Here is a 24,215-nt window from a genome sequence, read left to right as displayed (position 1 = left end):
ACGGAGGATTCAAAATGCCAAAATGGGTCTCATTTATCATGATTCTACTGGTCCCAATTATTATCATCGTGGGTGTCCTAATGCTGACTCAAGGATGGCCAATTAGTAGTTTTAGAACAATTGCCGTGTGGCTTATAACTTGGCTCGTTTGTATGACGCTTGTAACTGTACTCTATCTCTGGTTAATTATTGGTGTTGGAAAAAATAAGCATGATTCAGATGAAAAATAAGCAATTACTTTGATTTTATGAGCAAGGGGGAAACAGCATTGAATAAGTCATTACCAGAACAGCAATTAACACCAAAGACTAATCGATATCTTTGGTTCATCTCATTATTCGTGTTGATTCAATTAGTTCAGATTCCCATAATTTTATTTCGGTACATTGGGATTAAAGATACACCGTTAAAAATTGCCAATAGTGTCCTCTATGTAGGCGCCTTTGCGGCGGTGATTTGGCTGGCAATTTTTCTACTCCATCGACTACCAGGCCAACATTACTTTGCAAAACTTAATTCACATCAATGGGCAGTGACGGGGCTTGGATTGGTCGCATTTTTTGCGGTCGAAATAGTTCTTGGCCTCTTAAACGCTAAACTGACTGGTCAAAATCAAACCGCAAATAATGACACACTGCGACAATTGATGGGCGCTGACTCTTGGTCCCTATATTTGATGGCTTTTTCAGGAATATTTTTGTCACCAATTTTAGAAGAAACGGTTTTTCGGGGTTATTTAATGAATGCATTTTTCAAACCAAACGCATTTTGGTTACCGGTAATCATTAGTGGCTTACTTTTCTCGGTTGCGCATGGGAGTACGACCATTATCAGCTTTTTAATCTACGCTGGGATGGGTTGGGTTCTAGCATTCACCTATCGAAAAGTTGGCAGCTTATGGGCGTCAATTTCGATTCATATGTTGAATAACTTGATTGCAATGACAGCGTTGCTCATATCCATAAAATAAAAGTAGGAAGCAAAAATGAAGCCAAGGCAAACAAGAAAATTTGTCTTGGCTTCATTAATTAATCAGTCTTAATTTCATCAGATGTTGCAGCCGCTTCAAGTTTAGTACCTATTCTTTGCAGCTCTTCAATCAAATCGTGATACTCCTGGTTAGGAATATTGACGATATTCATACAGTTGTTAACACGATCGTAGACTTCATCGCGATTTTTGACTGCTAATTCAGTTAGAGAAACATTAACTTGGCGTTCATCATTTTTACTTCTTTTTCGAATGACCCAGCCTTGCTTTTCAAGTCGCTTGAGAAGAGGGGTCAAGGTTCCTGAATCTAGATTTAATTTTGACCCAAGTTTCTTAACGGTTAATGGTGATTCTTCCCAAAGTGCAAGGAGCGTAATGTACTGAGCATAGGTAAGTGAGAAGGGTTCCAATGCAGCTTGATAAAAATGATTGTAATTTTTGTTTGCTGAATAAAGGGCAAAACACAGCTGACTGTTTAGCAAACGCGGTTCGATTTTTGGCAAATTTAACACCCTCTCTACTCGATTTATCTATGAATATTGTACACAATATAATTGTTATCGGCAAATATACGGGTTATTTATGTGTAAAATCTCGAAGTAAGAAGCGAAGTAGGGTATAATCAGGGTAATAAATAGAGAAGGGATGATTAACTATGGATGAACTTATTTTCTTCAATCCCGGAGATTCAATTGGAAAGTTTCATGATTACAATGAGGCAGTTTCTAAAGCTCAAATTTACCGAGAACATCACGATATTGAGGACGGTCACGTGTTAGTTGTAAAGGGTGTCAGCGATGACAGCCAGTCCTTCGACATCTTTTTAGCTGACAATAAAGTTAGCCATTTAGAAAGTCCAGAGAATCCCGATACCGATAAACCATACAAGATTTCAAAGCGATTTTAGTTTGATTTGGCGCAGAAATTGCGCCTTTTCTTTTGGAAAGCTTATTTGAGGTGATTAGTTTGTTCATGAGTACAGGTAGCTATAATCAGTCACACGTGATAAAAGGGGTCATTACGGCAACTTCTCAAAAAATGTTGACTTCCGAAAAGCCTGACCAGTTTGATTTGTTCGATGGATTATTTGAAGAAGTTAAGCAAAAATTATTTGAGCAGGCAAAAAGTAAAAATGGTGACGGAGTTGTGGATGTTCGATTTAATACTGAAATCGCTCAGATGAATGTAGCACCCAAGTTTTTGGTGGTACATGGGTATGGGACGGTTATCTCTTTACCGAAGAAGAACGAATAAAACCCTTTTCTTACTTTTAAAAGTAGTGTAAAATAATATTGTTGTTGCCCTGGTGGCGGAATTGGCAGACGCGCAGCGTTCAGGTCGCTGTTTGGGAAACCAAGTACAAGTTCGAATCTTGCCCAGGGCATTCGGATACCTATTACATCATCATGAATAACCTTGAAACGCCTAGAAATGGGCGTTTTTGTTTTTGTTAAAGTGACTAAAAGTGATTGATAATGATTTACTTTTGGTCAGAATTTGGTCACAAACTGGAAAATATGGTCGATTTGGTCTGTGACCAAAAGTTGAAATTTACAATCGTGAAACTCGTTGGCGCTCAACGGGTTAGAGGGCGTGATCTTGACCAAAACTTCTTTCGCTTAGTTCCTGTAAAGCAGTCATAAGTTTCTTATTTTCGGCTTTTTCCATCACGTGCAACAAGTGAGAATAAGTCTTGATCGTGACCATATAATTTGCGTGGCCTAGCCGTTGTGATATAGCGTAGATTGATAAGCCCTGATAGATCAGATAAGAGGCGTGCGTGTGTCACAGTCCATGGAACGTTATTATCTTATCCGCATTGATCCTTTTTAGGGTCGTTTTGAGCGTTTGATTGACGCCGCTGTCGCTTGATGGATTGCCGTTGGTTTGCGCAAATATCAAATTGTTTGGATTGTTTAAGTTCAAACGTTGCTGTGATCGCCGATATATATCCAGCATGTTAAACAATTCCTTTTCAACTTGGATCACTCGCACTGATTGAGGGCTTTTAGTGGACCAAAGCCATCATTAGTAAGGCAGCTTATACTCGCTTTATTGTGGATGATAAGGCAATATATCATCAGGTTGGAGAACCAGGTTATGTTGTTTGGGGTTCATTGGATGCAAATCCATATAGTCCAATGCAAGTAGAATTAGCGCATGTTAATAGTCAAAGTCGATTTAATGAATCGTATAAGCGATATATTTGGTAATTCAAACATACGCTAAAAAGCACAATATTCCACTAACATTAGATGCCGGTGGTACCGGTACAAAGTGAATTAAATCGCACTACTGGTGTACTCAGCATTACGGTGGAAGTCACGTTGACTATACGGCTATCTAGCTAAGCGGGGTATCAGTGAAGCTCAGTTTGCTAAGGACCTCAAAAATGGGGCAAGTGATAGCACCACTTCCACGGAAATCAGAATTAAAGCCAGTTACTTCGACTGGACGCCAAAAATTATTTTTACAAAAAAACTAGTGAAGGCTTATAAGTCTGCTAGTCAGGTTGGCTCCGGAAAAAGCGCTGTTGCCACATATGGCAAGAACTCGACTCTAAAACTAAAGGATCGTGACGGTCACCGATTCCAATTAACTAATGGTAACTGGATCACGGCTAATAAGGATTACGTTAATAACCAATACTTTGTTGACGCGCCTAAAGTGGTTGAATCCGTTAAGGGAACTGGACGGTATAAAGATGTTGCGTTAAAGAATAAGGTCGATAGTTTTCCAAAAGGAACTGAATTTGAGATTGTTGGGATACAAGCATACGGAAATGGATCACGATTAAATCTTGCGAATGGTCTGTATATCAGCGGAAACAAACTGATTAATGAGACAGTTAAAGCCACTCATCTCTTAATTGAGGTGGGTGGCTTTTTGCAGTTTTTTTTAAAATAAGGTATCATTGTTCAGACTTATAACAGTACGGATGGGAGAAACGGATTTGGCTGGATTTGATATAATGATACCCGTTTATCATGTTGATACGGAAAGTCAGAACGATAAATTTGTTCACGGTGGCTTTTTTCCGTCTCAAGAGGACGGTGTTTGGGCAGGAAAAGGAATGTATTTTTGGGACAATTTTAGCAACGCTAAATATTGGCTACAGATACAGCATTCTCACTTGCCTGACAAAAATTTCAATACTTCGAAGAGCAAATTGATTTGTTCTGAAAAAGACATCCTGGACATGACAAGGACTGATACAAGCCAAGAGGTAAAAGTCTTTGCTATTAGATTTTCTGGTGAATTCGATGTGGATCTCGACATGGATAAAAATGGAGAAGTGATTAATTTTTTACATGATGTTTTAGAAAAACGACAAGCAAAGCACATTTTTTCTGTTGTTAAGGAACATGGGCTATATCCCAAAACTAAGATCAAAGGGTTGATCGGGAGCAACGAAATAGGGTACCATGGGGACAGGAAAAAGGTAATTCCACTTCCTACTTCCAAAGTAAAGACAGTGTATGCAGTAAGGGACAGGAGTTTATTACAAAGAAGAGAAATTGCGGATCCCACAAAGGAGGTTATTTCAGATGAGTTTTCATTTTGATGCTGACGCACTAAATTTTAAACATGAATTATCGGAAGATGAAATAAAAAGTTTGAGACGTAAGTATGATAAAAGCAGTACTGATAATAAAATAAAGTCAACTAGTGGTGAGTTTGTAACTATAGACTATTCTGAAAATTTTGAACCTGAAATAGAATTGTTTGTGGAACGTTCTTTCTATGAACAAACAATCTATCTGTCTGATACACACGATATTTACGACATCGAAGATTCTACCACTACGAAACATGAATCTTTTGATACTGATGGAAAAAGGAGTTTGATTGCATAGTGGCAGTGATAGAATTTAAATCATATAAAGTAAAAAAAATAAATTTCGAAGAAAATATATCTTTTGTAGAACAAGAAAAAATACGTCTAAAACCGGAATTCCATGTGATAGTATCGAATCTGGAGGGGAATGTTTCGTTGGTTGGACTCAGTGTCACTTTAGATGTGAATTCACCTTTTAAACTGGAGGTGGCTATAGAAGGAAAATTTAAATACACCGTAGAGGATGACAAAGATTCTGTAGGAGCGGAGCAACTCCTTTCAACTAACGCGGTTGCTATTTTATTTCCTTATCTCAGATCGGTAGTATCATCTGTTACGATGCTTTCAAACAATATGCCAACTTTAATATTACCAACGATGAATATAATAGAGCTCATGAAAAAGCAAAAGGACTAATCTGTGCATATTGGTAGACCCCACTGTCTCAATGATAGTGGGGCTTTTTGTGTCTAATAAAATAAATTATAAAAAAGGTTAACCGTATACGCAAATGCGTATATATATAAATATAATCAAGGAAGGAATTAATTACCCCGACACCGGCTTAGTGAGTATAGTGCAGGCTCACATTCACACCTATCCTAGATAAAGGGGGAATGAGTATGCACTTTCTAGAAAACGGAGGGCGGGTATGGCGCTAGTGATAGCGTTGTATATATTATCCCGAGCGACGATTAATTTCGCCAAAGCTTACCGGATAATAAAAGAAGCTAACCTAAAAGATTAACTTCTACCAACACTACCGCACTAGACTTGCGAACTTAAAGGGGCTGGTAGCACAGTCTCTTCCTTTACATGCATATTATATCGACAATGCCCAAGAAAACATCAGAAGCACAACTAAAGGCCACAAGGACTTATGATCAAAAAAATCCGGAACAACGAAAACACCGAAACTATAAATCAAACGCCAAGCACTTTATTCGAAACTATGCTACCGATGAAGAACTATCTGAATTAACTGAATTGATTGAAGCAAAGCAGGCTAATCGAGGTAACAACACTGGAGAAACTAACTGAACAAGATGGACGAAAACGAAAGATTGTTAGCGATATTAAAATAACCAATGAGCGTATCTTGAGAAAGTTGTTGCTGGAATTGAGACAAAGCTAAGGATTGACTATGTCGGGTTTGATGGAATGAGATGGCTATCAAACGATAGGCAAACTCGGTAAATTTATGTATTTTTCCCGCCTAGGAATTTTGGTCATATTTTGGTCTAAGAACTATTGTGTGTTTATAAACGTTGATATATAAGCGTTTTCGGGGATGGCTCGAATCTTGCTCGGGGCATCATTAGATCAATCGGTTTCTAATAGAACCACGTGAAACGCCTAGAAATAGGCGCTTTTTGTTTGTCTAAAAATAAATACTTAGCTTTATGGTGGATAAGAATATGGACGTATTTAGTCATATTGCCTGACTATTTTACATTTAAATGGGATTTGTAGAGCATACATTGCGTTCCTAGCCGTTTTTTAGTATATTTTAAGAATATTATAGTTACATAATTCATTATCTTTTTAGGGGGATAAAAATATGAAACATGCACCAATCTCGTCTTTTAGGGAAAAGGCAAGAAATGTACTTTCAGGCCAATGGGGAACTGCAGCGCTGTTAATTCTAGTATCGCTGGTTCTTATGTATGTTTGTGTTGCAATGATTTATTCATTTTTGTTTGGTGCCGTATATTTAACTCAATTGACTGGGAGAACTTCAAGCGGGCTAATTATCTTCTTATTAATTGTTTACGTTGCACTGATTATTTTTATGCAGATTTTAATGGCATCCATTAATTTTGTGCATTTTAACTGGTACATGACTGGGAAAATCCCAAATGTGTTAGATGCATTTCCGTTTGCGTTTAAGCACGCGTGGGGAATTTTTAAACTGGGATTTCTCATTGGGCTCTTTACAGCACTTTGGTCGTTACTTTTTTATATTCCCGGAATCATTAAAACATTTTCATATTCTCAAGGTTTTTACATTTATTTTGAGCGACTCAATAATGGTGAAAATCCTAAGGAAATTCGAGCAATGGACTGTATTACGCAAAGCAGAAAATTGATGAATGGACAAAAAGGGCGACTATTTTTACTAGAATTAAGTTTTATTGGCTGGGGCCTTTTAGCAATCCTAACGTTAGGGATTGGTATGCTATGGCTATTACCGTACATATTGATGGCTCAGGTTGCTTTTTATGTGGGGTTAAAGGGAAGTCCTGAAAACAAGACAGAGCCACTCATGGACAACCTAAATGGTAACGGAGCGACAAAATCAGGTAACCCCATTCCTGAAGATTCTAAAAATTTAGTGGGTGAGCCTATAAAAGCGTACCCTTCGGTCGAAAATTCTCTTTACGAAGAAGTAATGGGGACAAACAATCAATCACCCAGGCCACACGTAAACTGGGTAATTTGGGTCGTTGGTGGGGTTGTCACAATCCTCGTCGTCATTGCATTGGGATACGTAATTAGTCAGGTAACGCACTCTGCCCGTCAAATAGCTAATAATCGTAGTGAGCAATCAAGCAAGAAGGTGACTAATGCGTCCAGTTCTCAAAAACGAGCTGACGAAGCTCAACCTCATAATGGAATAACGCCGGTTAAAGAATTCACAGATGGATACAAGAATTCCGATCCAGCACAGCGAAGCGTCACTTTTGACCCTGCTAGCAATAAGGTGGAGTTGGGATATGAATCTAATGCGTCAATACTAGATTCGAAAGAAATCAAAATAAATTGGCAAAATGATCAATGGTTGGATTCGAAAGTTGCAATAGATAAAGCCTACATTGTGAAAATACCGGTCAAAAAATTGGATGTCGGATCAGGTAAGGAACGCGCAGGAGGACTAGTTGTTTTTGACATGACTGTCAAAACGGGTAAATATGACAATGATTACTATCCTGCTCAAATGAAATTACTCACGAATTTAGGAACTGCGTATGATCCACATTATATAAGCGGTGCATTTGATGGAGGTGTGCCCTATAATTCTTCTCGTGGAGAAAATGTTTTCGTTTTTCTACCAACGTTAACAACGGTTGATTCAATCAAGAGTATGACAGTTAGTTTTGATGCAAACGCAGCTGATGTGAAAACACAAGCTGGCGATAATAGTAATTATAACTATGGCTTTTCTCTTAATCATATTTCTGGTACTAAAGGGAAAGTGAAAGATAACAGTCGAGAAAATTAGCTTCATTGGAAATCAAAAATATTGGGGGAAATTTAGATGTTATTTATTTTAAGTATTTTATTTTTAATTATTGTTATTGTATTGCTGGTATTCTCAATTAGAATCGTTGTTCAACCAAACGTTGGGGTTGTCATCACTTTGGGAAAGTATGAAAAAACACTGAATCCTGGACTCCACTTTATCAAACCGTTTATTTCAAGAATTGTGACGGTTAATACCGCACAAACACCTCTAGATTTGGATCAACAAATCGTGATAACGAAGGATAATGCAGAAATTTCAGTTAAAATCTCATTGAAATTTCACGTCACTAATATTTCTGATTTTGTTTTTAAAAACGAAAATTCAGTGCGTTCAATGGTGCAAGATACTCGTGCATCGCTTCGGGGAATTATTGGGAACAAAGAGTTAAATGAAGTCTTAAACGGGACGCAGGAAATTAATGCGGCGTTATTTAAAGAAATTTCTTCAGTCACAGCAGGATATGGGCTAAACGTTGATAGAATAAATATTGACTCTGTTAACCCGTCTGCTGACATTCAAAACTCGATGAACCGCCTTTTACAGGCAACTCGTGAAAGGGATGCAACGATTGCAACCGCAGAGGGTAAGAGTCGCTCAATTACTTTAGAAAACGAAGCAAATAATAGAGCCCTAGTAGATACCAACAAGGCGGAAAACGAGGCAATGGTCAAACGAGCTACAGCCAATGCGACTTCCATTAAAATTCAGGCTGATGCAGATGCCTACAAGGTCCAAACGATTAATGCCGCCTTAAAAGACGCAGATGAAAAATACTTTATTGATTTAAACACAAAAGCCTTTTCTGAGTTAGCTAACTCAAAGGCAAATACAGTTGTTATGCCAAATAAAACTGCCGATGCACTAGGACAATTACCCGCAATCGGCGAAATGTTAAAGCGAAACAATCAGCAGGAAGAAACAACTAAGTAGGGGAACAAGATTAGTATGATTAGAAACTTCACTGATGCGATAAAATTCAGTTAACAGCGCTGACATTTATCGATATGCTTTAGTCAATCAAACACGACTTATTTTGAGATGAGTATTAGTAATATCACGCTGAAGAGAGTTTTCAACTAGTGGAAAGAAAACCGCGATGCTACTGAGAATATGGTCTCCTTGTAAAAATAATAGGCAACTGTCCTCTATCATACAGCCAGCGTTAGTTTACGACGTTGAAATACTAAGTGGTCTGGAATCGTTTCTAGGCAATTTAAGGTGGTACCACGGCAAGTGTCGTCCTTAATCTCGTTTTGAGATTAGGGATTTTTTTGTTTTTGCGGGGGAAAGGAGAAATTTGATATGAAGAAGCAGCGAGTAGGGTTAGTTTTAGGTGTGTTGGTCATGACGGCCATCACATTGGTGGGGTGTGGCAAACAAACGTCATCGTCAGGACCATCAACTCAAGATTTAGCAAAGAAGCAGGAAGTTACGATACTATCTAATAAGGAAATTACATCAATCGATCCGTCGAACGTGATTGATGCAACAACCTCAACGATGATACAAAATGTCTATGAGGGATTGTACCGGTTGAATAAAAATAATAATCCACAACCAACTGGCGCAACGGAATTACCGAAAATTACGAATGGCGGCAAGACGTATACGATAAAGCTACGTCAGTCTGCAAAGTGGTCAAACGGCGATCCAGTAACTGCCCAAGATTATGTCTACGGATTACGACGTGGCGTTAGTTCTAAAAATGCAGCATCTAATTTGGCGCAGTATCAAAGTGTCAAAAATGCGGCTAAAATTATTAACGGCAAGGCAAAGGCATCAACCTTAGGTGTTAAAGCTCTAGGTAAATATGAATTACAGATTACGTTAGCTAGACCAACAGACTATTTTACAAAGCAACTGACCACCATTTGCTATAAGCCGCTTGATCAGAAGTACGTTGAATCTCAAGGGAAAAAATTTGGCACAAAATCATCCAACACCATTTATAATGGTCCCTTTAAGTTAACCAAGTTTACAGGGGTTGGAGACAATTGGACGCTCGTTAAGAATGATCAGTATTGGAACAGTAAGAAGGTCAAACTGGATACCTTGAAATTTAAACTGGTTAAGGCAACTGCAACTGGCGCTGACCTTTACCAAGCTGGTAAAGCAGATTATGCGCCCATAGATGGTCAGTTTGTCAAAAATATGAAGAATGATAAGGGTTTTAATACCAAATCATCTTCAACTTCAAATTATATTGGTTTTAATTTTAATCAAACACTCTTTAAAAATGCAAATACACGGAAAGCACTTTCGCTTGTGCTGGACAGGAAATCATTGACTAAAAATATTTTACAAGACGGTAGTAACGCTGCAACTGGCCTGATTAATAAGGACGTGTTCACGAACACCAAAACGAACAAGGACTTTGGAACGCAGGCCGGTACGCTCACGAGTACCAACGTAAAGGATGCACAGGCAGCTTGGAAACAAGCCCGTAAAGAACTGAATTTAAAGGGCACAACTAAAATTAAATTGCTTACTTTTGATAGTGGTACCCAACGGACAACCGCACAATACATTCAGGGCCAAGTTCATAAGTATCTTCCAAAGTTAAAGATTGAATTAACGATTTTACCAGTTTCTAACTTTATTAAGGATGCGACTGCTGGTAAGTTTGGCATTTATTTAGTAAGTTGGGGAGCCGATTATCCTGATCCATCAAGTTTACTGAGCCTGTTTGCGTCAGATTCTGGAAATAATTGGGGCAGTTATAAGAGCAAGCAGTATGATGCCTTGCTTGATAAAGCCAATGGGGCTGATGCAACTAAGACAACAGCGCGTTGGAATGATTTGGAAGACGCTCAGAAAATCCTGCTTAAAGATAATGGTATTTCACCACTTTTTGCTTCTAAGTTAACGTACTTAAAGAATCCGAAACTAAAGGGAATGGTTACAAACACGCTCGAAGGTGGATTCTATTACGCAAATGCCTATTTAGAGAAATAAAATTTTTGACTGAAAGAGAGTAATTTAATGGGACAATATATCGTACATTCAAAGTTAAGAAACATTGGCGCACAAGTTGATCAACAAACTGGACAACATCGATTTATTAATGATGAGCCAATCTCGGGGCATGGAACTGATGCGGGTCCAAACCCCGTCCAATATCTATTGAGTTCAATTGGCGGATGTTTAGCAATTACAGCTAACGATGTCGCACGTAAAAATGATGAGCTTGAACTGAAAAAATTTGATGTCAAAACGAGTGGCACAACCACCAATTTTCAAGATGGGGGTTCAGCAGTTACTAAAATTAAAGTCCACGTTGAGTTGGAAACAAATCTTTCAGATTCAGATCAGAAAGTATTTATGAGTCGCGTTTTAAAGGGATGCACGGTTCACAATACGCTGAAGAATGCTGTTCCAATTGAATTAACTATAAACTAATAAATGAATTTCTTTATTGATTGAACATACAAAAAACACTTTCCGTTTTGGAAAGTGTTTTTGATTACTTAATTATTTGGTCATCCATGTAGAAGCTTTGCCTTGTACACAATAAATAGTTGTGTTTGTCGATGTTATTTTCTTATTTTTGTAGGTGGCCAGGATGATCCAAGCTTTTAGAGAAGAATTGTATGTGGTATAAATATACTTCCCTTTTTTAATAGTTGAGTATTTTTTGATCGTATTCTTTTTAACATTGATTTGGTAGACAACCTTGGACTTCTTAACTTTTGCGACATAGTATTTAGGTGTTGTTGCAGCTTGAGCAGTTGGTGTCGCATCTCCTGAAAGGGTGCTTGGTAGAATAATACCAAATCCGCCCCCGAGTGTTGCACTAATTGTGACAATAAGTAATGCTTTCTTTAATCCCCTAAACATAATAAAGCCTCCCAAAATAGTAAATTGCTAAAGCAAATAAGATGTTACGCTAATTAACCGCTTTCATTATATCATACCTAATGAACATTTCTTTTCTATGAGTTCAATTTTTTAAAATGAAAGGCCGCGGGACATTTTCTGAATGGATTAGTAAAAAGCGTGCTATCATAATTCAGTAGAATAAATGGAGGTTAATTAAACATGAAAATTGGAATTATTGGTGCAACCGGAAAAGCTGGACAGGCAATTTATAGGGAAGCCGAGAAGAGAAATCACGATGTCACAGCAATTGTTCGAAGTAGTGAGAAAGCGCGTGAACTTTTTGGCGATAATGTAAAGATGATTAAGAAGGATGTCTTTACATTAAATCAGGCTGATTTATCGGGCTTTGACTACATTGTTGACGCCTTTGCCTCACCAAAAGCATATGAGCATTTGGATTTAGCTGGAAAATTGATTCGAATGTTTAGAGAGAACGAAGAAACAACCCTCTTCTTCATTTTGGGTGCAGCATCACTGAACGATGATAATGGAAAGCGTTATTTAGACACAATTTTGGCAAATTACGCTGATCAGCCATGGATTGCGACACCATTGCAACAGGCTCATGAATATGACTATCTGCAATGGATTGATAATGTTAAATGGACGGCGATCTCACCACAAGAGACATTTAATGTGGGCCCAGCAACGGGGTATGTGATGGGTAAGGAAAGCATCATGAAAAATTCTGAAGGAAAATCAACTGTGACGACTGGTAATGTTGCAAAAGCGGTTGTTGATGAAATTGAAAGTCCAACTCATTTGAATAAGCGATTCACGGTTGTGGATCAATAGCATGATTGAGTTTCGAGAGACCATTTTTCTCGAAACTTTTTTATTTGAAAAAGTGTTGAAATCCATAAACATAAGCTTGATAATTAAGGTAATATAGGCGATTGGCGGGAGACAGTAAAATGATTGAGACTAATAAAACCTTTCATGATTTTAAATGGATAGAGACGCAGAAACTTACCGAGACTGAAATGGACCAATTGGCCACGGACTATGGATTGACGGATGAGATGTTAACGTATGTGACTGACAGGGATGAAAGTCCCCACTTTGTCTATGACGATGATGATTCAAACGAGTTAATCACTGTCCATGTGCCTCGGGTTTTAGACGATAATAAGCTTCGTTATATTACCCAACCAGTCAGTTTTCTAATTCACAGTGGTAACCTGTTTACCTTTAATCAAAGTGATATTCCTGAAGTCAACGTCCTATTTGATCAAATGGGGCAAAATTCAAATTCAAAGCGGGCCGACCTATTTATCTTAGAATCACTTTTTGCGATGATGGACAGCTATATTCCGGTCATTCGGCTTATTACGCGTAAGCGAAATCAATTGGATAAAGTATTGAATAAAAACGCCAAGAACAGAGATTTGATTGCCTTATCTTATTTGCGACAAACGCTGACTTTCTTTTCGAGTGCCGTACAGTTAAATTTAGATTTGTTTAAGCATCTTGCTTCAACTCATTTTGGCCAGAGTGGGGACGAAGAGCGATTAGATCGAATAGAAGATGTTAGGATTGAGGCAGAACAGGTTCAACGAATGATTGAAATTGAAACTGAAGTGGTCGAACGAATTTCCGATACCTTTAATAGTGTTGTTAACAATAATCTGAACGATACGATGGAAGTTCTGACAATTTGGTCGCTTACAATGGCGATTCCAACGATATTAACGGGATTTTACGGGATGAATGTTCACCTACCTTTTGAAAAATGGGCAAATGCGTGGGTATTTATCGTCATCTTGTCGATCGTATTTATTGTGTGGCTTTTGTTAATTTTAAAAATGCATCGAACAAAATAAGGATTCGGCAATTTGCCGAATCCTTATTTTGTTGTTATAAACTTTGGTCCATGGTAAATGTCAGTTTGGAAAATTCAGCTGATGACAGCAAAAGCTCACTGAAAAAGTTATTAGCTAATTTAAGTGTTTCATCGGACGTTTTCTGATTGAAACGGCCCAGATTATCCGGAGTGAAGTCCTTCAAATCATTAGCAGCTTGGATCCTAGCAAGTCCATATTGCTGAACTTGCTTTTTATACTTCTGGATAGCGCTACTGAAATGGGTAGGATTTGTGTCAACTAATGTCGAAATAGAACGATATAGCCAATAAGCATTTTCTAAGTTGACGTTCTTCAAATCAATCGTTTGATATTGACTACCAAATTTTGTTGCATTTGCGAAGAACGGTACGTAAGGCGTGTAGGCACTTGTTGCGAATCCCTGCCAAATGAGTCCATTTAATTCTGACTGTTTTTCATTTCTAATTTGTAGAATGTGAGAATTTTGAGTCCTTGAAAGTGAGATTGCTCTAAAGCGTGTTTTTTCAGCATCTGTCCCATTTCCAAGTGGATCAAATTTAGTTTCCTCATAGTGAGAACTTAACAGACGTTCAACGTCTTCTACACTGATTTTATGGTTAGCTTTCCGAATAAAGGGGAGTTCTAAGCTGGTAGGTTCCTGATCCACATTAGGAGTAAATAGTTTTTGTCCGTACCAAACGCGCGGGGTGTTGTAATGCTGATCACTGACATCACGTGTTCCAAAAATATGGCGTGAGTTAAAACCTGAATCGTCTGGGTTCAATTTATTCTTTTTAACAAATTCTTGAATCCCATCGGAAACAATGAAATCGGTTGAATTATTAAAATCAATTTCTTGAATTGCGAGTTGATTGGCAACGACTGCATAGCTGTCATCGGGAATTCGTTGCGCAACGAAATGGTGACCAGAAACGATTTCCATATACCAAACCTCTTGTTGATCACTAAAGAGAACCCCGTTAACTTCTGCAGCGCCAGAAGTTGTGACGATTTTACCAAGCCGGTTAATTCCTTCCCGAGCGGTTGAAATATAAGGTAAGACAACTGTTAACATGGCATCTTCCGCAATTCCATTATCAACCAATGGATCAAAGGCGAGAATTCGTTCATTTGCATAAGCACTCTCGGTAGCACTCATGGCAACGTTTTGGCTGTTAATACCGGATTCTTCATATGGACCCGCAGATGAATCAGTGTCGGGTGTGGCACTATATGCTAAATGAGTGTCAGGTAGCTCAATCGAAAACTGATTTCCTTTAGATACAAATTGTGGTGCCACTAGTTCTGTTGCAGAATGAATCACTGCTCGTTTAGGCCAAACGGCAACAAAATTATCCTCGTTTCGGGCAATTAGTGTGGTTTGGTCTAAGGTCGCTTTTTTTCCAGCAAGAAACGAAGTACAAGCAGCGTGCGTATAACGTTTTGACATGGTGAATTCCCCCTTCGAAGTAGTCACTATAAGTGTATCACGGCTGGATGAGAAAACCGAGAGTAAGCAGCCTGGACTGATGTTTGATATAATCAGCATGAAAGGAACACAAGGGGGTCAAGCAAATGCATTTGGATGAAAGTTTCGAGGAAAGAAAGCGCTGTGTTAAATTAGTGCCTATTTTTCAAGGATTAGATGATGAACAAACGGGACAAGTTGCTAATTTGATTGAAATGAGGGCTGCCCAAAAAGGGGAATTTTTGTATCGTGCTGGCGAAGCGTCTGGAACACTTTACATCATCCATCATGGCCAAGTTCGACTGACGCGTATGGGTGAGTCAGGAAAGGAACAGTTGCTGAAAGTTGTTAGTACGGGTGAGGTTATCGGGGAAAATCAGCTATTCACTGTTTCAGTCCATGAATCGTTTGCTGAAGCTGCCCAGGATACACACTATTGCGCAATCAATCATCAGGATATGATCGACTTACTTGAGGAGTATCCGACGACTGCAGTTGCGCTATTAGCTGAAATGGCAAAGCGGTTGGAAGATAGTGAGCGACGTTCAGCCTCACTTACAACGGAAAGCGCTGCACAGCGTTTGGTAAGTTACTTATTGAATGCAGAAGATGAGGAGGGTGAAACCTTTGAGTTGCCACTAACGAAGAAAGATTTGGCTTCCTATTTGGGAATCACACCTGAATCGCTTTCAAGAAAATTACGCGAATTTGAGGATGGGTCACTCATTAAGCAAAGTGGTCGGCGAAAAATTAAGATTCTAAATCGAGACGATTTAACTTTCCAAGAGTAGTGTCAAAGCTTAAAAAAGCTTTACGGTGCTAGTAATCACTGCCCAAATTTGATAATATATTTCTGTTGTGTATTTAAAAATAATAACTAAAGAAAAATTGAAAAGAACTAAAGGGGATAAAGTGCATGTGTGGATTTGTTGGTTACGTTAACCAAAAAGATGTCCCAAGCGACACAATTGTAAATATGGCAGACCGAATTAAGCACCGTGGTCCAGATGATGACGCTTATTTTAACGACCAGGGAGCATCAATGGGTTTCCGTCGTTTATCAATCATTGATCTTGCGCACGGTAAGCAACCAATGTTCAACAGTGACCAAACTAAGGTCTTAACCTTTAATGGTGAAATATATAACTATCAGGACATTCGTAAAGAATTAATCGAACTTGGCTATCAATTTCAAACTGACGTTGATTCTGAAGTATTAATTCATGGTTATGACGCCTGGGGTGCAGATTTATTGCAAAAACTGCGAGGAATGTACGCATTCGTTATCTATGATACTAAAACCAAAGAAGTTTTCGGTGCTCGTGACCACTTTGGGATTAAACCACTTTATTATTTTGATAATGGCGAAACGTTCCTTTGGGCCTCTGAAATTAAGGCTTTTTTGGAACACCCAAACTTTGTTAAAGAGTTTAATGAAAAATTATTACCAGTTCACTTGAGTTTTGAATTTATTCCATCAAAGGAAACAATGTTCAAGAATGTGTTTAAATTACTTCCTGGACAGTATTTCTTGCACAAAAATGGTGAAACTGAAACCCATACTTATTACAAGTTCAATTACGATAATATTGATGATTCACAAACAATCGAGGATGATGCGAAAAAAATTCGCGGACTTGTTGATGACTCCGTAAAAGCGCACATGATTGCTGACGTTGAAGTTGGTAGTTTCCTTTCCAGTGGGATTGATTCAAGCTACGTCTTGAATGAAGCGGCTAAGTTGAAGCCAATTCAATCGTTTTCACTTGGCTTTAACCATTCAAAGTACAGCGAACTAAGCTGGTCAACTGAATTTGCAAAGGAAATCAAGCAAAAAAATACGCCACTTACCATGACGGGTGACGACTATTTCGATATTTTACCGACAATTATGTATTATATGGATGAACCACTTTCAAATCCGTCAGCGATGCAACTTTACTACCTTTCAAAGGGAACGCGAAAGAGTGTCAAAGTAGCCCTATCAGGTGAAGGTGCTGATGAATTCTTTGGTGGTTACAACACTTATTTAGAAGCAGTACCATTTGAACGCTATCAAAAGATGGTTCCAAAATTCGTTCGGAAGGGCCTTGCTAAAGCGGTAGAAAACCTACCTCGTTTCCACGGTCAACGATTCTTAACCCGTGGGGCAGAACCGCTAAGCGAACGCTATTATCGAGTGAACTACGTCTTTAACGAACACGACCGTGGCCGAATTCTAAAAAATAAGAGTTTAAACATGGATACGGCAAAGTACACGCAGCATATTTTTGATGACGTAAAGGGCAAAGACGAAATTACACAAATGCAGTACTTTGATATCAATACTTGGTTACCATATGATATCTTGCACAAAGCAGATCGAATGAGTATGTGTAACTCCCTTGAAGTTAGAACGCCCCTAGTGGACAAAGAGGTTGCGAAGTTCGCTGAAACAATGCCAACTAAGACTCGAATCCGCGGTACCGAAACAAAAGTATCACTCAGGACTGCGGCTCTATCTGAGCTTCCAGAACGAGTTGCTAATAAGGAAAAAATGGGCTTCCCTTCTCCAATTGCGAGTTGGATTAAAGAAGACAAGTATCGTAAACGCATTGAGGAGGCTTTTACCTCTGATGTTGCACAGAAGTTTTTTGATACGGATGAGTTAATGCATATTTTACAAGAGCATATTAACGGAAAATCTAGCATGCAAAAGATTTTTACTATTTACACCTTTATTCTTTGGTACCAAGTTTATTTCCCAGAGGATACAACGGCTGACACGCTTTCAAAAGTGCACCGAACCGTTATTTAGTTAACAATAGAAACCGAGTAGCCTAATTGACTTAATTTTCTGAAGATTCCCTTGTCAATCAGCAAACTTGGTTTCTTTTTTTGCAAAATCATGAAATAATGATAGGTATTATAACGAGTTGGAGATGAATGATTTATGTCACTCGGCATTAGGGAGACAATTGTGTTACTCAAGGAGCATCATTTGCTGAAATCAGTTAATGTGCCTGACAATACAATCGATATTTTTAATCAAATTACTTATAATTCGCAAACGGTTCGCGAGGGTGCTTTATTCTGTTGTAAGGGAAACTTTAAACCAGAATATCTTACAAGTGCAAAGGAAAAGGGTGCTTTTGGTTACGTTTCAGAAAGTCATTTGGCCGAAGGATCCGGACTCGCAGAATTTATTGTGACTGATATTCAAAAATCAATGGCATTGCTAGGTGCCGCTTTTTACGATTACCCTCAGAACGACCTATTTATTGTGGCTTTTACTGGAACGAAGGGAAAAACAACTTCTGCTTATTTTTCTCGCGGTATTTTACAAAAGAGTACGCAAGAAAAAACCGCTCTGTTTTCAACTATTGACCGATTTGTTGGGTCTAAACCAGATCAACATTTTAAATCGCATTTAACAACGCCAGAATCACTGGACCTATTTCACGACATGAGGACGGCTGTCAACAATGGCATGACTCATTTGGTCATGGAGGTTTCATCACAAGCCTACAAAAAAAATCGGGTTTACAATCTAAAGTATGATGTTGGCGTTTTTCTAAATATTTCGCCCGACCATATTGGGGCAAATGAACATCCAACATTTGCAGATTACTTGCACTGTAAGGAACAACTCCTCGTTAACTCCAAGATATGTGTCATCAATGCGGAAACAGATCATTTAGAAGATGTTTATGAGGCTGCAAAAGCAACGAGTCAACCTGATGATATTTATCTATTTGCACGCAAGGGTGGGAAAAAGCAAGTCGCATTGCCATTGGATTTTGAATTTGAAAATCAATCAGAAACCCTCCACGGTAGCAACTTTACGTTACGTTCCATCAGTCAAAAGGCAAAAGAACTTTCACTGGACAATCAGTATGAATTGAGTTTACCAGGCGACTATAATGAAAGTAATGCAGCAAGTGCTATTATTGCATCCGGTTTAGCCGGTGCTGGGGTAGTTAATGTTAAAGATAGTCTGGATAAAATTCTAGTACCTGGACGGATGGAATTTGTTAAAACGAAAAATCACGGGACAGTCTACATTGATTATGCGCATAATTATGGCAGTATGAAGTCGCTTCTCGCATTCCTAAGAAAGCAAACGAATGCGGGACGGGTTATTGCTTTAACTGGTAGTACTGGTAACAAAGGTGAATCACGCCGTAAAGGATTTGGACAGGCCCTAAGTGAAGAGGCGGACGTCGCCTTTTTAACTGCGGATGACCCTGCATTTGAAAGCCCTCAAGCAATTGCTGAGGAAATCGACAGCTATATTGATCATGATAAAGTTGAGGTCCATTTTAATATGGATAGAATTAGCGCAATTAAAGAGGCAATCCAGACCAGTACTAATCAAGATATTGTTGTTTTAGCTGGTAAGGGTGAGGATGCCTATCAAAAAGTCGACGGGGTGGACACACCGTATCCAACTGACGTGACGGTTGCAAGAGAAGTAGTGAAGGAGATTGAAAATGACTAATCAAAATGAATCGGTGCCAAACTTTACACCAATTTTGCTAGGAAGTGACTTTAATGTCTATGGAATGGCAAGATCATTTTATGAAAAGTATGGAAAGCCAGTTAAGGCATTTGCCAGTATTCAGCTGGCACCAACAAGGTTTACTAAAATTGTCGACCTTGAACTGATTAATGGGTTTGATGAAGATCCAGTTTGGATTGACTCCATGAGAAAAATTAAGGAGCGCTACGCTAATCATACTGAACCTGTCATATTAATTGGCTGTGGGGATGGTTATGCCGAGTTGATTGCCAAGCATAAGGATGAACTTTCAGATACCTTCATCTGCCCATATATTGATTACGATTTACTCAAGCAGTTAAATAATAAAGAACGTTTCTACAAAATTTGTGACCAGTATGGATTGCCATACCCTAAAACTGCCATTGTTAGTAAGCAAATGCATGATGAGGGGTCTCAAATTGAACAACCTTTTGACTACCCAGTTGCGTTAAAACCGGCCAATAGTGTTGAGTGGCTTGATGTTCATTTTGAAGGTCGTAAAAAGGCGTTTAGAATTCAAAGTCGTGAAGAGTTTGATCGTGTCGTTGATCAAGCCTATACACATGGCTACAAGTCTGACTTCATTTTACAGGACTTTATTCCTGGGGATGACAGTAACATGCGGGTTCTCAATGCCTACGTTGATCAGTACCATCATGTTAAAATGATGTGTTTGGGTCACCCGTTACTTGAAGATCCAGCACCGTCCGCTATTGGAAATTATGTTGCCATTTTGCCAGAGTATAACAAGGACTTATATGATAAAATTCAAAAATTCTTGGAAGAAATCAAATTTACGGGCTACGCAAATTTCGATATGAAATTTGATTCAAGAGATCAGTCTTTCAAATTATTTGAAATCAATTTACGACAGGGCCGTAGTAGCTTTTTCGTTACGCTAAATGGGTATAATTTGGCGGACTGGGTGGTAAAGGATTACGTCACGGGTGAAACTAAGGATCAGACACCGGTGTACGGTAATAAGGATGTCGATCACCATGTATTATGGTTGGGCGTCCCTGTAAAAACATTCAAGAAGTATGCTAAGGAAAACTCTGACAAACAAGCTGCCATTAAATTAATTGAAAAACAGCAAGTTGGGACAACATTTGCTTACGCCAAAGATATGAGTTTTAAGCGATGGCTCCTAAATAAATGGATGAATCACAATTATGTTAAGAACTTTAATCAGTATTTTGCTGAAAATAAGGGGTAACTAAATTGAAAAAATTCTTTACAATTATTGGTGGAATGGGAACAATGGCCACTGAAAGCTATATTCATCAGCTAAATTTAAGGACACCAGCACACAAGGATCAGGACTATTTGAACTACATCCTAGTTAATCATGCTACCGTTCCAGACCGGTCTGATTATATTTTAGATAATTCAAAGCCAAATCCGTTGCCAGAGTTGCTGGAAGATTTAACCCAACAAAACACACTTAAGCCTGATTTTTACACGCTGCCATGTAATACAGCTCATTATTTTTATGAAGACCTGCAGGCTGCTGCCAATGTTCCAATTTTGCACATGCCAAGGGAAGCAGTGAAAGAAATTAAGACGAAATATCCCAAGGCCAAACGAGTTGGAATTGTGGCGACCAAAGGGACAATTGCAGACCATATTTATGATGATGAAATTATGGCTGCTGGATATGAATTTGTCCGACCTACTCAGGAAATTCAGGATCAGACGAATGAACTTATTTTTGATGACATAAAGGACCAGAATATTGTAGACCGAGCCCTTTTTCACGGCTTTGTTCAAAAAATGTTTGAGGAACAAAACTGTGATGTGGTTATTTTAGGTTGTACAGAACTTTCTTTGGCTCAGGAACGTGAGCCAATTGAAAAGATAGATATCATTGATGCCCAATCTGTATTAGTTGATCGAACGTTAGAATTAGCGTTAAAGGACCAGAAGTAAAAAAAGATTGACCAAAACGAAAATTTTGGTCAATCTTTTTTTAGATTAATTGAAATACGTCAAATATTAAGGCGACAAGGGCAACTGTTCCGAATGCCCAAAAGGACCACTTGGAGGCGCTTTGGGTTTGCTGACGCCAAAATATTAGTTCAATTAGAAGAATTGATAACAAGTCTAAGAGGACTCTGATAATAATGATGAATATGGCAACGGAATGAATGAGGGGGAAAAGAGCTAAAATACCGGTTACTAGCACCAAAATATAAACTAATCTGAGAAACATGAGTGTCCAGGAAATTCGCTTTTCATTTTGGAAACGGGTACCAAAGATCGTACAAATTAGAATGAGGTACAGTAAAATGTGGAAAATTGACCACATACAAATCACCCTCCTAGTGAGTTATAAATTGAGTTTGCCATTTAAAAAAGATTAGTTCCCGCCTTTACATAGGGACTAATCCTTTAAGTTATTTCGTAGTTCCAGCAGCAGGAATCCAGAAAGTTGATGAGCCATTTACAATTCTGTACCAAGTTGTGTTCTTAATAATAGCCTTTTGATTAGTTGTCATTTTTTTGTTTGCAAACGTACTTGCTGTGCCTGTTTTCTTAGATAAGAAGCGTGAATTAAGCACGTGATTGTACAAAGGCGTTGTGTTATTTGCAATTTTAACGGTACCGCTTGCGTTTGAATACTTAATGGCAGGGAAGGTTAATGTGCCGGAATAAACCCAGTATTTAGGTGCATTGCTGGCTTTACTAAACCGAATTCTATACCAAGTTCCAGTCCAGCCACCACTTTTCACGCCCCGACTATCAACGTAGACTTTTTTGCCCGCATAATCTGCCGAAAGTGCTTGCCATCCAATTTTGACGGCGCCGCTGGTTCCTTTGACGTGGTTATAAACAGAATATTTAGTATAATTGGATTTTAAGGTTGCAGTTTCATTGTTGTAACCGTGATAGTAAGTGATTTTTTGAGGCGTTACCGCATTGGTTGCGGTGTTTGAGGTAGATGAAGTCGAGGAAGTCGAGGAATCTGAGGTGTCTGACCCTGCTAAAGATGCGTACTTTTTCTGAACGAGGGTCACAAAATCGGTCATTGTGTAAGCTTGGCCAAAGTAATTCTTCCCAGCAGTAGCCCAATAACCATCTGGATCTGTATGAGTCGTTCCACCTAAATAATTGGTAACGTCGTGGTGGGAATAGATGGTTCCAGCCTTTGCTGTTGCCCGACTCGGAGTGAGACCATATTGATTTAAGATATAAGCAGTGTAGTATGCGGCGTTATTTACTTCTTGAGCAAATGCAGCTTTAGAGTGAACTTCGACTTGCTCAAATTGAACAAATCGGGCATTTGCCGCTGGTCCCGCTCCCCAACTTAGCTTTGAAGTATCGGCAATATTGATGATGTTTGAAGCATCTATAAAGGTGTGGACAAATGCATTTTGGTAGTTGGATTTCATGTAAGAAATTTCATTATAAATGGTTGAGCTTGGGTTTGCGGTTTCGTGGACAACGACCCCTTCAGGTTTGCCATTTCGGTAACTATTCTTTGGAAAGCCACTCCAAATTGATTTCGTGATGCTTGCGTGTGAATAGCCTTGAGAACTTATGTAATCATTGACTTTGCTGCTGGCACTAGCATTTGTTTGAACTAAAAGCGCCATGCCCATAAAGGCGAAACTAGTAATTAATAGGTGCCATTTCTTTTTCATAAATTATTCCTCCATTTGATGGTGTGTATCCCCATTCACGCCGATTATATCGTATTTATGGCTATAATCCTATTGAAAATTACTGGGTTTTAGAAAAAGATGACACTAATTGCATAAAGTACCAAATTTTCCTTGAATTTCTTAGCGGATTTTGATAATATCTTGAAAACAGGAGAGAGTGGGTGGATCACATGGCAGAATTAAAGTTGGGGGATTACGTCAAAGCAAAAAAATTTAATTCCCTAGAACATGATTTTGAAGGAACAATTGAAAAAGTATACGAAAACACGGTTTTAGTCCACATTGAAAAGTACGATAAAGAAGATCGCGTCACGGTTACGGACTTTAATGAACGCGCGGTTGTTAGCAAGAAATTAACTAAGTTACTTAAAGCTTCTCCAGAACCAGAAAAGCCAGCTGAACTAGACGCCTAAGCATTTTTTGAATGTAAGTTCATGCAGAATATACTGACAAATGAGTTTTTATGTGGTATAGTAATTTCTGTTATTGCGGGTGTAGTTTAGTGGTAAAATTCAAGCTTCCCAAGCTTGTGTCGCGGGTTCGATTCCCGTCACCCGCTTAGGATACAGGAATTTGTCACTGCATTCTAATTCAATCATAAAAGAAGAGTAGTCAGTTAAAACTTGCCATAGCAAATTCGGGACGATGGAAGCCGAATCAAGAATCTGATGAAGCGCGCTTTTTAGAATATATAATCGAATAATAAGTGGATAATCTATCAATTAGAGTGGTACCGCGGGTTTACTCGTCTCTTACAATTAATTTTGTAAGGGACTTTTTTTA

26 protein-coding genes and 2 tRNA genes are annotated in these 24,215 nt (G+C 38.6%); 23 read left to right on the top strand and 5 right to left on the bottom strand.

The window, feature by feature from the left end:
• Nucleotides 1-14 precede the first annotated feature (14 nt).
• Both FGL90_RS00500 and FGL90_RS00495 read left to right on the top strand, forming a co-directional pair.
• Nucleotides 15-230, top strand: a complete 216-nt coding sequence (locus FGL90_RS00500) for a hypothetical protein (protein ID WP_147656448.1) — start codon at nt 15-17, stop codon at nt 228-230.
• A gap of 38 nt (nt 231-268) precedes the next feature.
• Nucleotides 269-970: a CPBP family intramembrane glutamic endopeptidase gene (locus tag FGL90_RS00495; protein WP_187240422.1), complete on the top strand. Its 702-nt coding sequence runs from the start codon at nt 269-271 to the stop codon at nt 968-970.
• Nucleotides 971-1,028: 58 nt separating this feature from the next.
• Here the strand turns inward: FGL90_RS00495 and FGL90_RS00490 are convergent, their stop codons facing one another.
• Entirely contained in the window at nt 1,029-1,493 is a 465-nt protein-coding gene (locus FGL90_RS00490; RefSeq protein ID WP_147656444.1) for a MarR family winged helix-turn-helix transcriptional regulator, read from the bottom strand.
• 152 nt (nt 1,494-1,645) lie between these two features.
• On the opposite strand from FGL90_RS00490, the gene FGL90_RS00485 reads away from it, so the two are divergent.
• The 12 genes from FGL90_RS00485 (at nt 1,646) to FGL90_RS00430 (ending at nt 11,474) form a co-directional block, all read left to right on the top strand.
• Entirely contained in the window at nt 1,646-1,897 is a 252-nt protein-coding gene (locus tag FGL90_RS00485; RefSeq protein ID WP_147656442.1) for a hypothetical protein, read from the top strand.
• Between the two features lie 65 nt (nt 1,898-1,962).
• Entirely contained in the window at nt 1,963-2,244 is a 282-nt protein-coding gene (locus FGL90_RS00480; protein WP_404814659.1) for a hypothetical protein, read from the top strand.
• 46 nt (nt 2,245-2,290) lie between these two features.
• Nucleotides 2,291-2,374 (top strand) — tRNA-Leu (locus FGL90_RS00475).
• A gap of 1,100 nt (nt 2,375-3,474) precedes the next feature.
• Nucleotides 3,475-3,897, top strand: coding sequence for a DUF5776 domain-containing protein (locus tag FGL90_RS00470; RefSeq protein ID WP_010620012.1), 423 nt, complete (start codon nt 3,475-3,477; stop codon nt 3,895-3,897).
• A 46-nt stretch (nt 3,898-3,943) separates the two neighbouring features.
• Nucleotides 3,944-4,555, top strand: a complete 612-nt coding sequence (locus FGL90_RS00465) for a hypothetical protein (protein WP_010620011.1) — start codon at nt 3,944-3,946, stop codon at nt 4,553-4,555.
• Complete coding sequence (locus FGL90_RS00460; RefSeq protein WP_010620010.1) at nt 4,539-4,847, top strand: hypothetical protein; 309 nt, start codon at nt 4,539-4,541, stop codon at nt 4,845-4,847. The genes FGL90_RS00465 and FGL90_RS00460 overlap by 17 nt, the downstream gene beginning before the upstream one ends.
• Nucleotides 4,847-5,245: a protein-export chaperone SecB gene (locus FGL90_RS00455; RefSeq protein WP_010620009.1), complete on the top strand. Its 399-nt coding sequence runs from the start codon at nt 4,847-4,849 to the stop codon at nt 5,243-5,245. The genes FGL90_RS00460 and FGL90_RS00455 overlap by 1 nt, the downstream gene beginning before the upstream one ends.
• 417 nt (nt 5,246-5,662) lie before the next feature.
• Complete coding sequence (locus FGL90_RS00450; RefSeq protein ID WP_029327557.1) at nt 5,663-5,869, top strand: hypothetical protein; 207 nt, start codon at nt 5,663-5,665, stop codon at nt 5,867-5,869.
• Between the two features lie 520 nt (nt 5,870-6,389).
• Nucleotides 6,390-8,051 carry a DUF975 family protein gene (locus FGL90_RS00445; protein WP_147656438.1) on the top strand — a complete coding sequence of 554 codons (1,662 nt, stop codon included), beginning with the start codon at nt 6,390-6,392 and terminating at the stop codon, nt 8,049-8,051.
• Nucleotides 8,052-8,087: 36 nt separating this feature from the next.
• Nucleotides 8,088-9,005: an SPFH domain-containing protein gene (locus FGL90_RS00440; protein WP_010620006.1), complete on the top strand. Its 918-nt coding sequence runs from the start codon at nt 8,088-8,090 to the stop codon at nt 9,003-9,005.
• A gap of 372 nt (nt 9,006-9,377) precedes the next feature.
• Complete coding sequence (locus FGL90_RS00435) at nt 9,378-11,030, top strand: peptide ABC transporter substrate-binding protein (RefSeq protein ID WP_147656436.1); 1,653 nt, start codon at nt 9,378-9,380, stop codon at nt 11,028-11,030.
• A gap of 27 nt (nt 11,031-11,057) precedes the next feature.
• The gene (locus tag FGL90_RS00430; protein ID WP_147656434.1) at nt 11,058-11,474 is read left to right on the top strand and encodes an OsmC family protein; all 417 of its coding nucleotides are present in this window, start codon (nt 11,058-11,060) and stop codon (nt 11,472-11,474) included.
• Nucleotides 11,475-11,546: 72 nt separating this feature from the next.
• On the opposite strand, the gene FGL90_RS00425 is transcribed toward FGL90_RS00430, so the two are convergent.
• Entirely contained in the window at nt 11,547-11,912 is a 366-nt protein-coding gene (locus FGL90_RS00425; RefSeq protein ID WP_010620002.1) for a hypothetical protein, read from the bottom strand.
• 201 nt (nt 11,913-12,113) lie between these two features.
• Between FGL90_RS00425 and FGL90_RS00420 the strand changes: the two genes are divergently transcribed.
• Both FGL90_RS00420 and FGL90_RS00415 read left to right on the top strand, forming a co-directional pair.
• The gene (locus tag FGL90_RS00420; protein WP_147656432.1) at nt 12,114-12,749 is read left to right on the top strand and encodes an NAD(P)H-binding protein; all 636 of its coding nucleotides are present in this window, start codon (nt 12,114-12,116) and stop codon (nt 12,747-12,749) included.
• Between the two features lie 119 nt (nt 12,750-12,868).
• Entirely contained in the window at nt 12,869-13,777 is a 909-nt protein-coding gene (locus tag FGL90_RS00415) for a magnesium transporter CorA family protein (RefSeq protein ID WP_029327556.1), read from the top strand.
• A gap of 34 nt (nt 13,778-13,811) precedes the next feature.
• Here FGL90_RS00415 and FGL90_RS00410 read toward each other — a convergent pair whose 3' ends face one another.
• Nucleotides 13,812-15,227, bottom strand: a complete 1,416-nt coding sequence (locus FGL90_RS00410) for a C69 family dipeptidase (RefSeq protein WP_010619999.1) — start codon at nt 15,225-15,227, stop codon at nt 13,812-13,814.
• A gap of 125 nt (nt 15,228-15,352) precedes the next feature.
• Between FGL90_RS00410 and FGL90_RS00405 the strand changes: the two genes are divergently transcribed.
• From FGL90_RS00405 to FGL90_RS00385, 5 genes are all read left to right on the top strand, one after another.
• Nucleotides 15,353-16,036 carry a Crp/Fnr family transcriptional regulator gene (locus FGL90_RS00405; RefSeq protein ID WP_010619998.1) on the top strand — a complete coding sequence of 228 codons (684 nt, stop codon included), beginning with the start codon at nt 15,353-15,355 and terminating at the stop codon, nt 16,034-16,036.
• A 125-nt stretch (nt 16,037-16,161) separates the two neighbouring features.
• Complete coding sequence (gene asnB, locus FGL90_RS00400; protein WP_147656428.1) at nt 16,162-18,042, top strand: asparagine synthase (glutamine-hydrolyzing); 1,881 nt, start codon at nt 16,162-16,164, stop codon at nt 18,040-18,042.
• A 135-nt stretch (nt 18,043-18,177) separates the two neighbouring features.
• Entirely contained in the window at nt 18,178-19,725 is a 1,548-nt protein-coding gene (locus FGL90_RS00395; protein WP_010619996.1) for a UDP-N-acetylmuramoyl-L-alanyl-D-glutamate--2,6-diaminopimelate ligase, read from the top strand.
• Nucleotides 19,718-20,983, top strand: a complete 1,266-nt coding sequence (locus FGL90_RS00390; protein ID WP_010619995.1) for a carboxylate--amine ligase — start codon at nt 19,718-19,720, stop codon at nt 20,981-20,983. The genes FGL90_RS00395 and FGL90_RS00390 overlap by 8 nt, the downstream gene beginning before the upstream one ends.
• 5 nt (nt 20,984-20,988) lie before the next feature.
• Nucleotides 20,989-21,696 carry an aspartate/glutamate racemase family protein gene (locus FGL90_RS00385; protein WP_147656426.1) on the top strand — a complete coding sequence of 236 codons (708 nt, stop codon included), beginning with the start codon at nt 20,989-20,991 and terminating at the stop codon, nt 21,694-21,696.
• A 40-nt stretch (nt 21,697-21,736) separates the two neighbouring features.
• Here FGL90_RS00385 and FGL90_RS00380 read toward each other — a convergent pair whose 3' ends face one another.
• Nucleotides 21,737-22,075, bottom strand: a complete 339-nt coding sequence (locus FGL90_RS00380; RefSeq protein ID WP_010619993.1) for a DUF1516 family protein — start codon at nt 22,073-22,075, stop codon at nt 21,737-21,739.
• Between the two features lie 88 nt (nt 22,076-22,163).
• Nucleotides 22,164-23,411, bottom strand: coding sequence for an N-acetylmuramoyl-L-alanine amidase (locus tag FGL90_RS00375; RefSeq protein WP_010619992.1), 1,248 nt, complete (start codon nt 23,409-23,411; stop codon nt 22,164-22,166).
• Between the two features lie 191 nt (nt 23,412-23,602).
• On the opposite strand from FGL90_RS00375, the gene FGL90_RS00370 reads away from it, so the two are divergent.
• Both FGL90_RS00370 and FGL90_RS00365 read left to right on the top strand, forming a co-directional pair.
• Complete coding sequence (locus tag FGL90_RS00370) at nt 23,603-23,845, top strand: hypothetical protein (RefSeq protein ID WP_029327554.1); 243 nt, start codon at nt 23,603-23,605, stop codon at nt 23,843-23,845.
• 75 nt (nt 23,846-23,920) lie between these two features.
• A tRNA-Gly gene (locus FGL90_RS00365) sits at nt 23,921-23,991 on the top strand.
• The last annotated feature ends 224 nt before the right edge of the window (nt 23,992-24,215 follow it).

This window comes from Secundilactobacillus malefermentans (genome assembly GCF_008033155.1).
Taxonomy (GTDB): domain Bacteria; phylum Bacillota; class Bacilli; order Lactobacillales; family Lactobacillaceae; genus Secundilactobacillus; species Secundilactobacillus malefermentans.
Note: the sequence above shows the minus strand (reverse complement) of the source record. Positions and strands in the feature narration are given on the sequence as shown.

What these genes read in the sequence shown, in the direction of transcription:
- FGL90_RS00415 (WP_029327556.1), top strand. Translation starts at nt 12,869, where the DNA reads ATGATTGAGACTAATAAAACCTTTCATGATTTTAAATGGATAGAGACG.
- FGL90_RS00500 (WP_147656448.1), top strand. Translation starts at nt 15, where the DNA reads ATGCCAAAATGGGTCTCATTTATCATGATTCTACTGGTCCCAATTATT.
- FGL90_RS00405 (WP_010619998.1), top strand. Translation starts at nt 15,353, where the DNA reads ATGCATTTGGATGAAAGTTTCGAGGAAAGAAAGCGCTGTGTTAAATTA.
- FGL90_RS00430 (WP_147656434.1), top strand. Translation starts at nt 11,058, where the DNA reads ATGGGACAATATATCGTACATTCAAAGTTAAGAAACATTGGCGCACAA.
- FGL90_RS00435 (WP_147656436.1), top strand. Translation starts at nt 9,378, where the DNA reads ATGAAGAAGCAGCGAGTAGGGTTAGTTTTAGGTGTGTTGGTCATGACG.
- FGL90_RS00375 (WP_010619992.1), bottom strand. Translation starts at nt 23,411, where the DNA reads ATGAAAAAGAAATGGCACCTATTAATTACTAGTTTCGCCTTTATGGGC.
- FGL90_RS00380 (WP_010619993.1), bottom strand. Translation starts at nt 22,075, where the DNA reads ATGTGGTCAATTTTCCACATTTTACTGTACCTCATTCTAATTTGTACG.
- FGL90_RS00445 (WP_147656438.1), top strand. Translation starts at nt 6,390, where the DNA reads ATGAAACATGCACCAATCTCGTCTTTTAGGGAAAAGGCAAGAAATGTA.
- FGL90_RS00450 (WP_029327557.1), top strand. Translation starts at nt 5,663, where the DNA reads ATGCCCAAGAAAACATCAGAAGCACAACTAAAGGCCACAAGGACTTAT.
- FGL90_RS00485 (WP_147656442.1), top strand. Translation starts at nt 1,646, where the DNA reads ATGGATGAACTTATTTTCTTCAATCCCGGAGATTCAATTGGAAAGTTT.
- FGL90_RS00460 (WP_010620010.1), top strand. Translation starts at nt 4,539, where the DNA reads ATGAGTTTTCATTTTGATGCTGACGCACTAAATTTTAAACATGAATTA.
- FGL90_RS00420 (WP_147656432.1), top strand. Translation starts at nt 12,114, where the DNA reads ATGAAAATTGGAATTATTGGTGCAACCGGAAAAGCTGGACAGGCAATT.
- FGL90_RS00390 (WP_010619995.1), top strand. Translation starts at nt 19,718, where the DNA reads ATGACTAATCAAAATGAATCGGTGCCAAACTTTACACCAATTTTGCTA.
- FGL90_RS00480 (WP_404814659.1), top strand. Translation starts at nt 1,963, where the DNA reads ATGAGTACAGGTAGCTATAATCAGTCACACGTGATAAAAGGGGTCATT.
- FGL90_RS00370 (WP_029327554.1), top strand. Translation starts at nt 23,603, where the DNA reads ATGGCAGAATTAAAGTTGGGGGATTACGTCAAAGCAAAAAAATTTAAT.
- FGL90_RS00410 (WP_010619999.1), bottom strand. Translation starts at nt 15,227, where the DNA reads ATGTCAAAACGTTATACGCACGCTGCTTGTACTTCGTTTCTTGCTGGA.
- FGL90_RS00440 (WP_010620006.1), top strand. Translation starts at nt 8,088, where the DNA reads ATGTTATTTATTTTAAGTATTTTATTTTTAATTATTGTTATTGTATTG.
- asnB (WP_147656428.1), top strand. Translation starts at nt 16,162, where the DNA reads ATGTGTGGATTTGTTGGTTACGTTAACCAAAAAGATGTCCCAAGCGAC.
- FGL90_RS00395 (WP_010619996.1), top strand. Translation starts at nt 18,178, where the DNA reads ATGTCACTCGGCATTAGGGAGACAATTGTGTTACTCAAGGAGCATCAT.
- FGL90_RS00425 (WP_010620002.1), bottom strand. Translation starts at nt 11,912, where the DNA reads ATGTTTAGGGGATTAAAGAAAGCATTACTTATTGTCACAATTAGTGCA.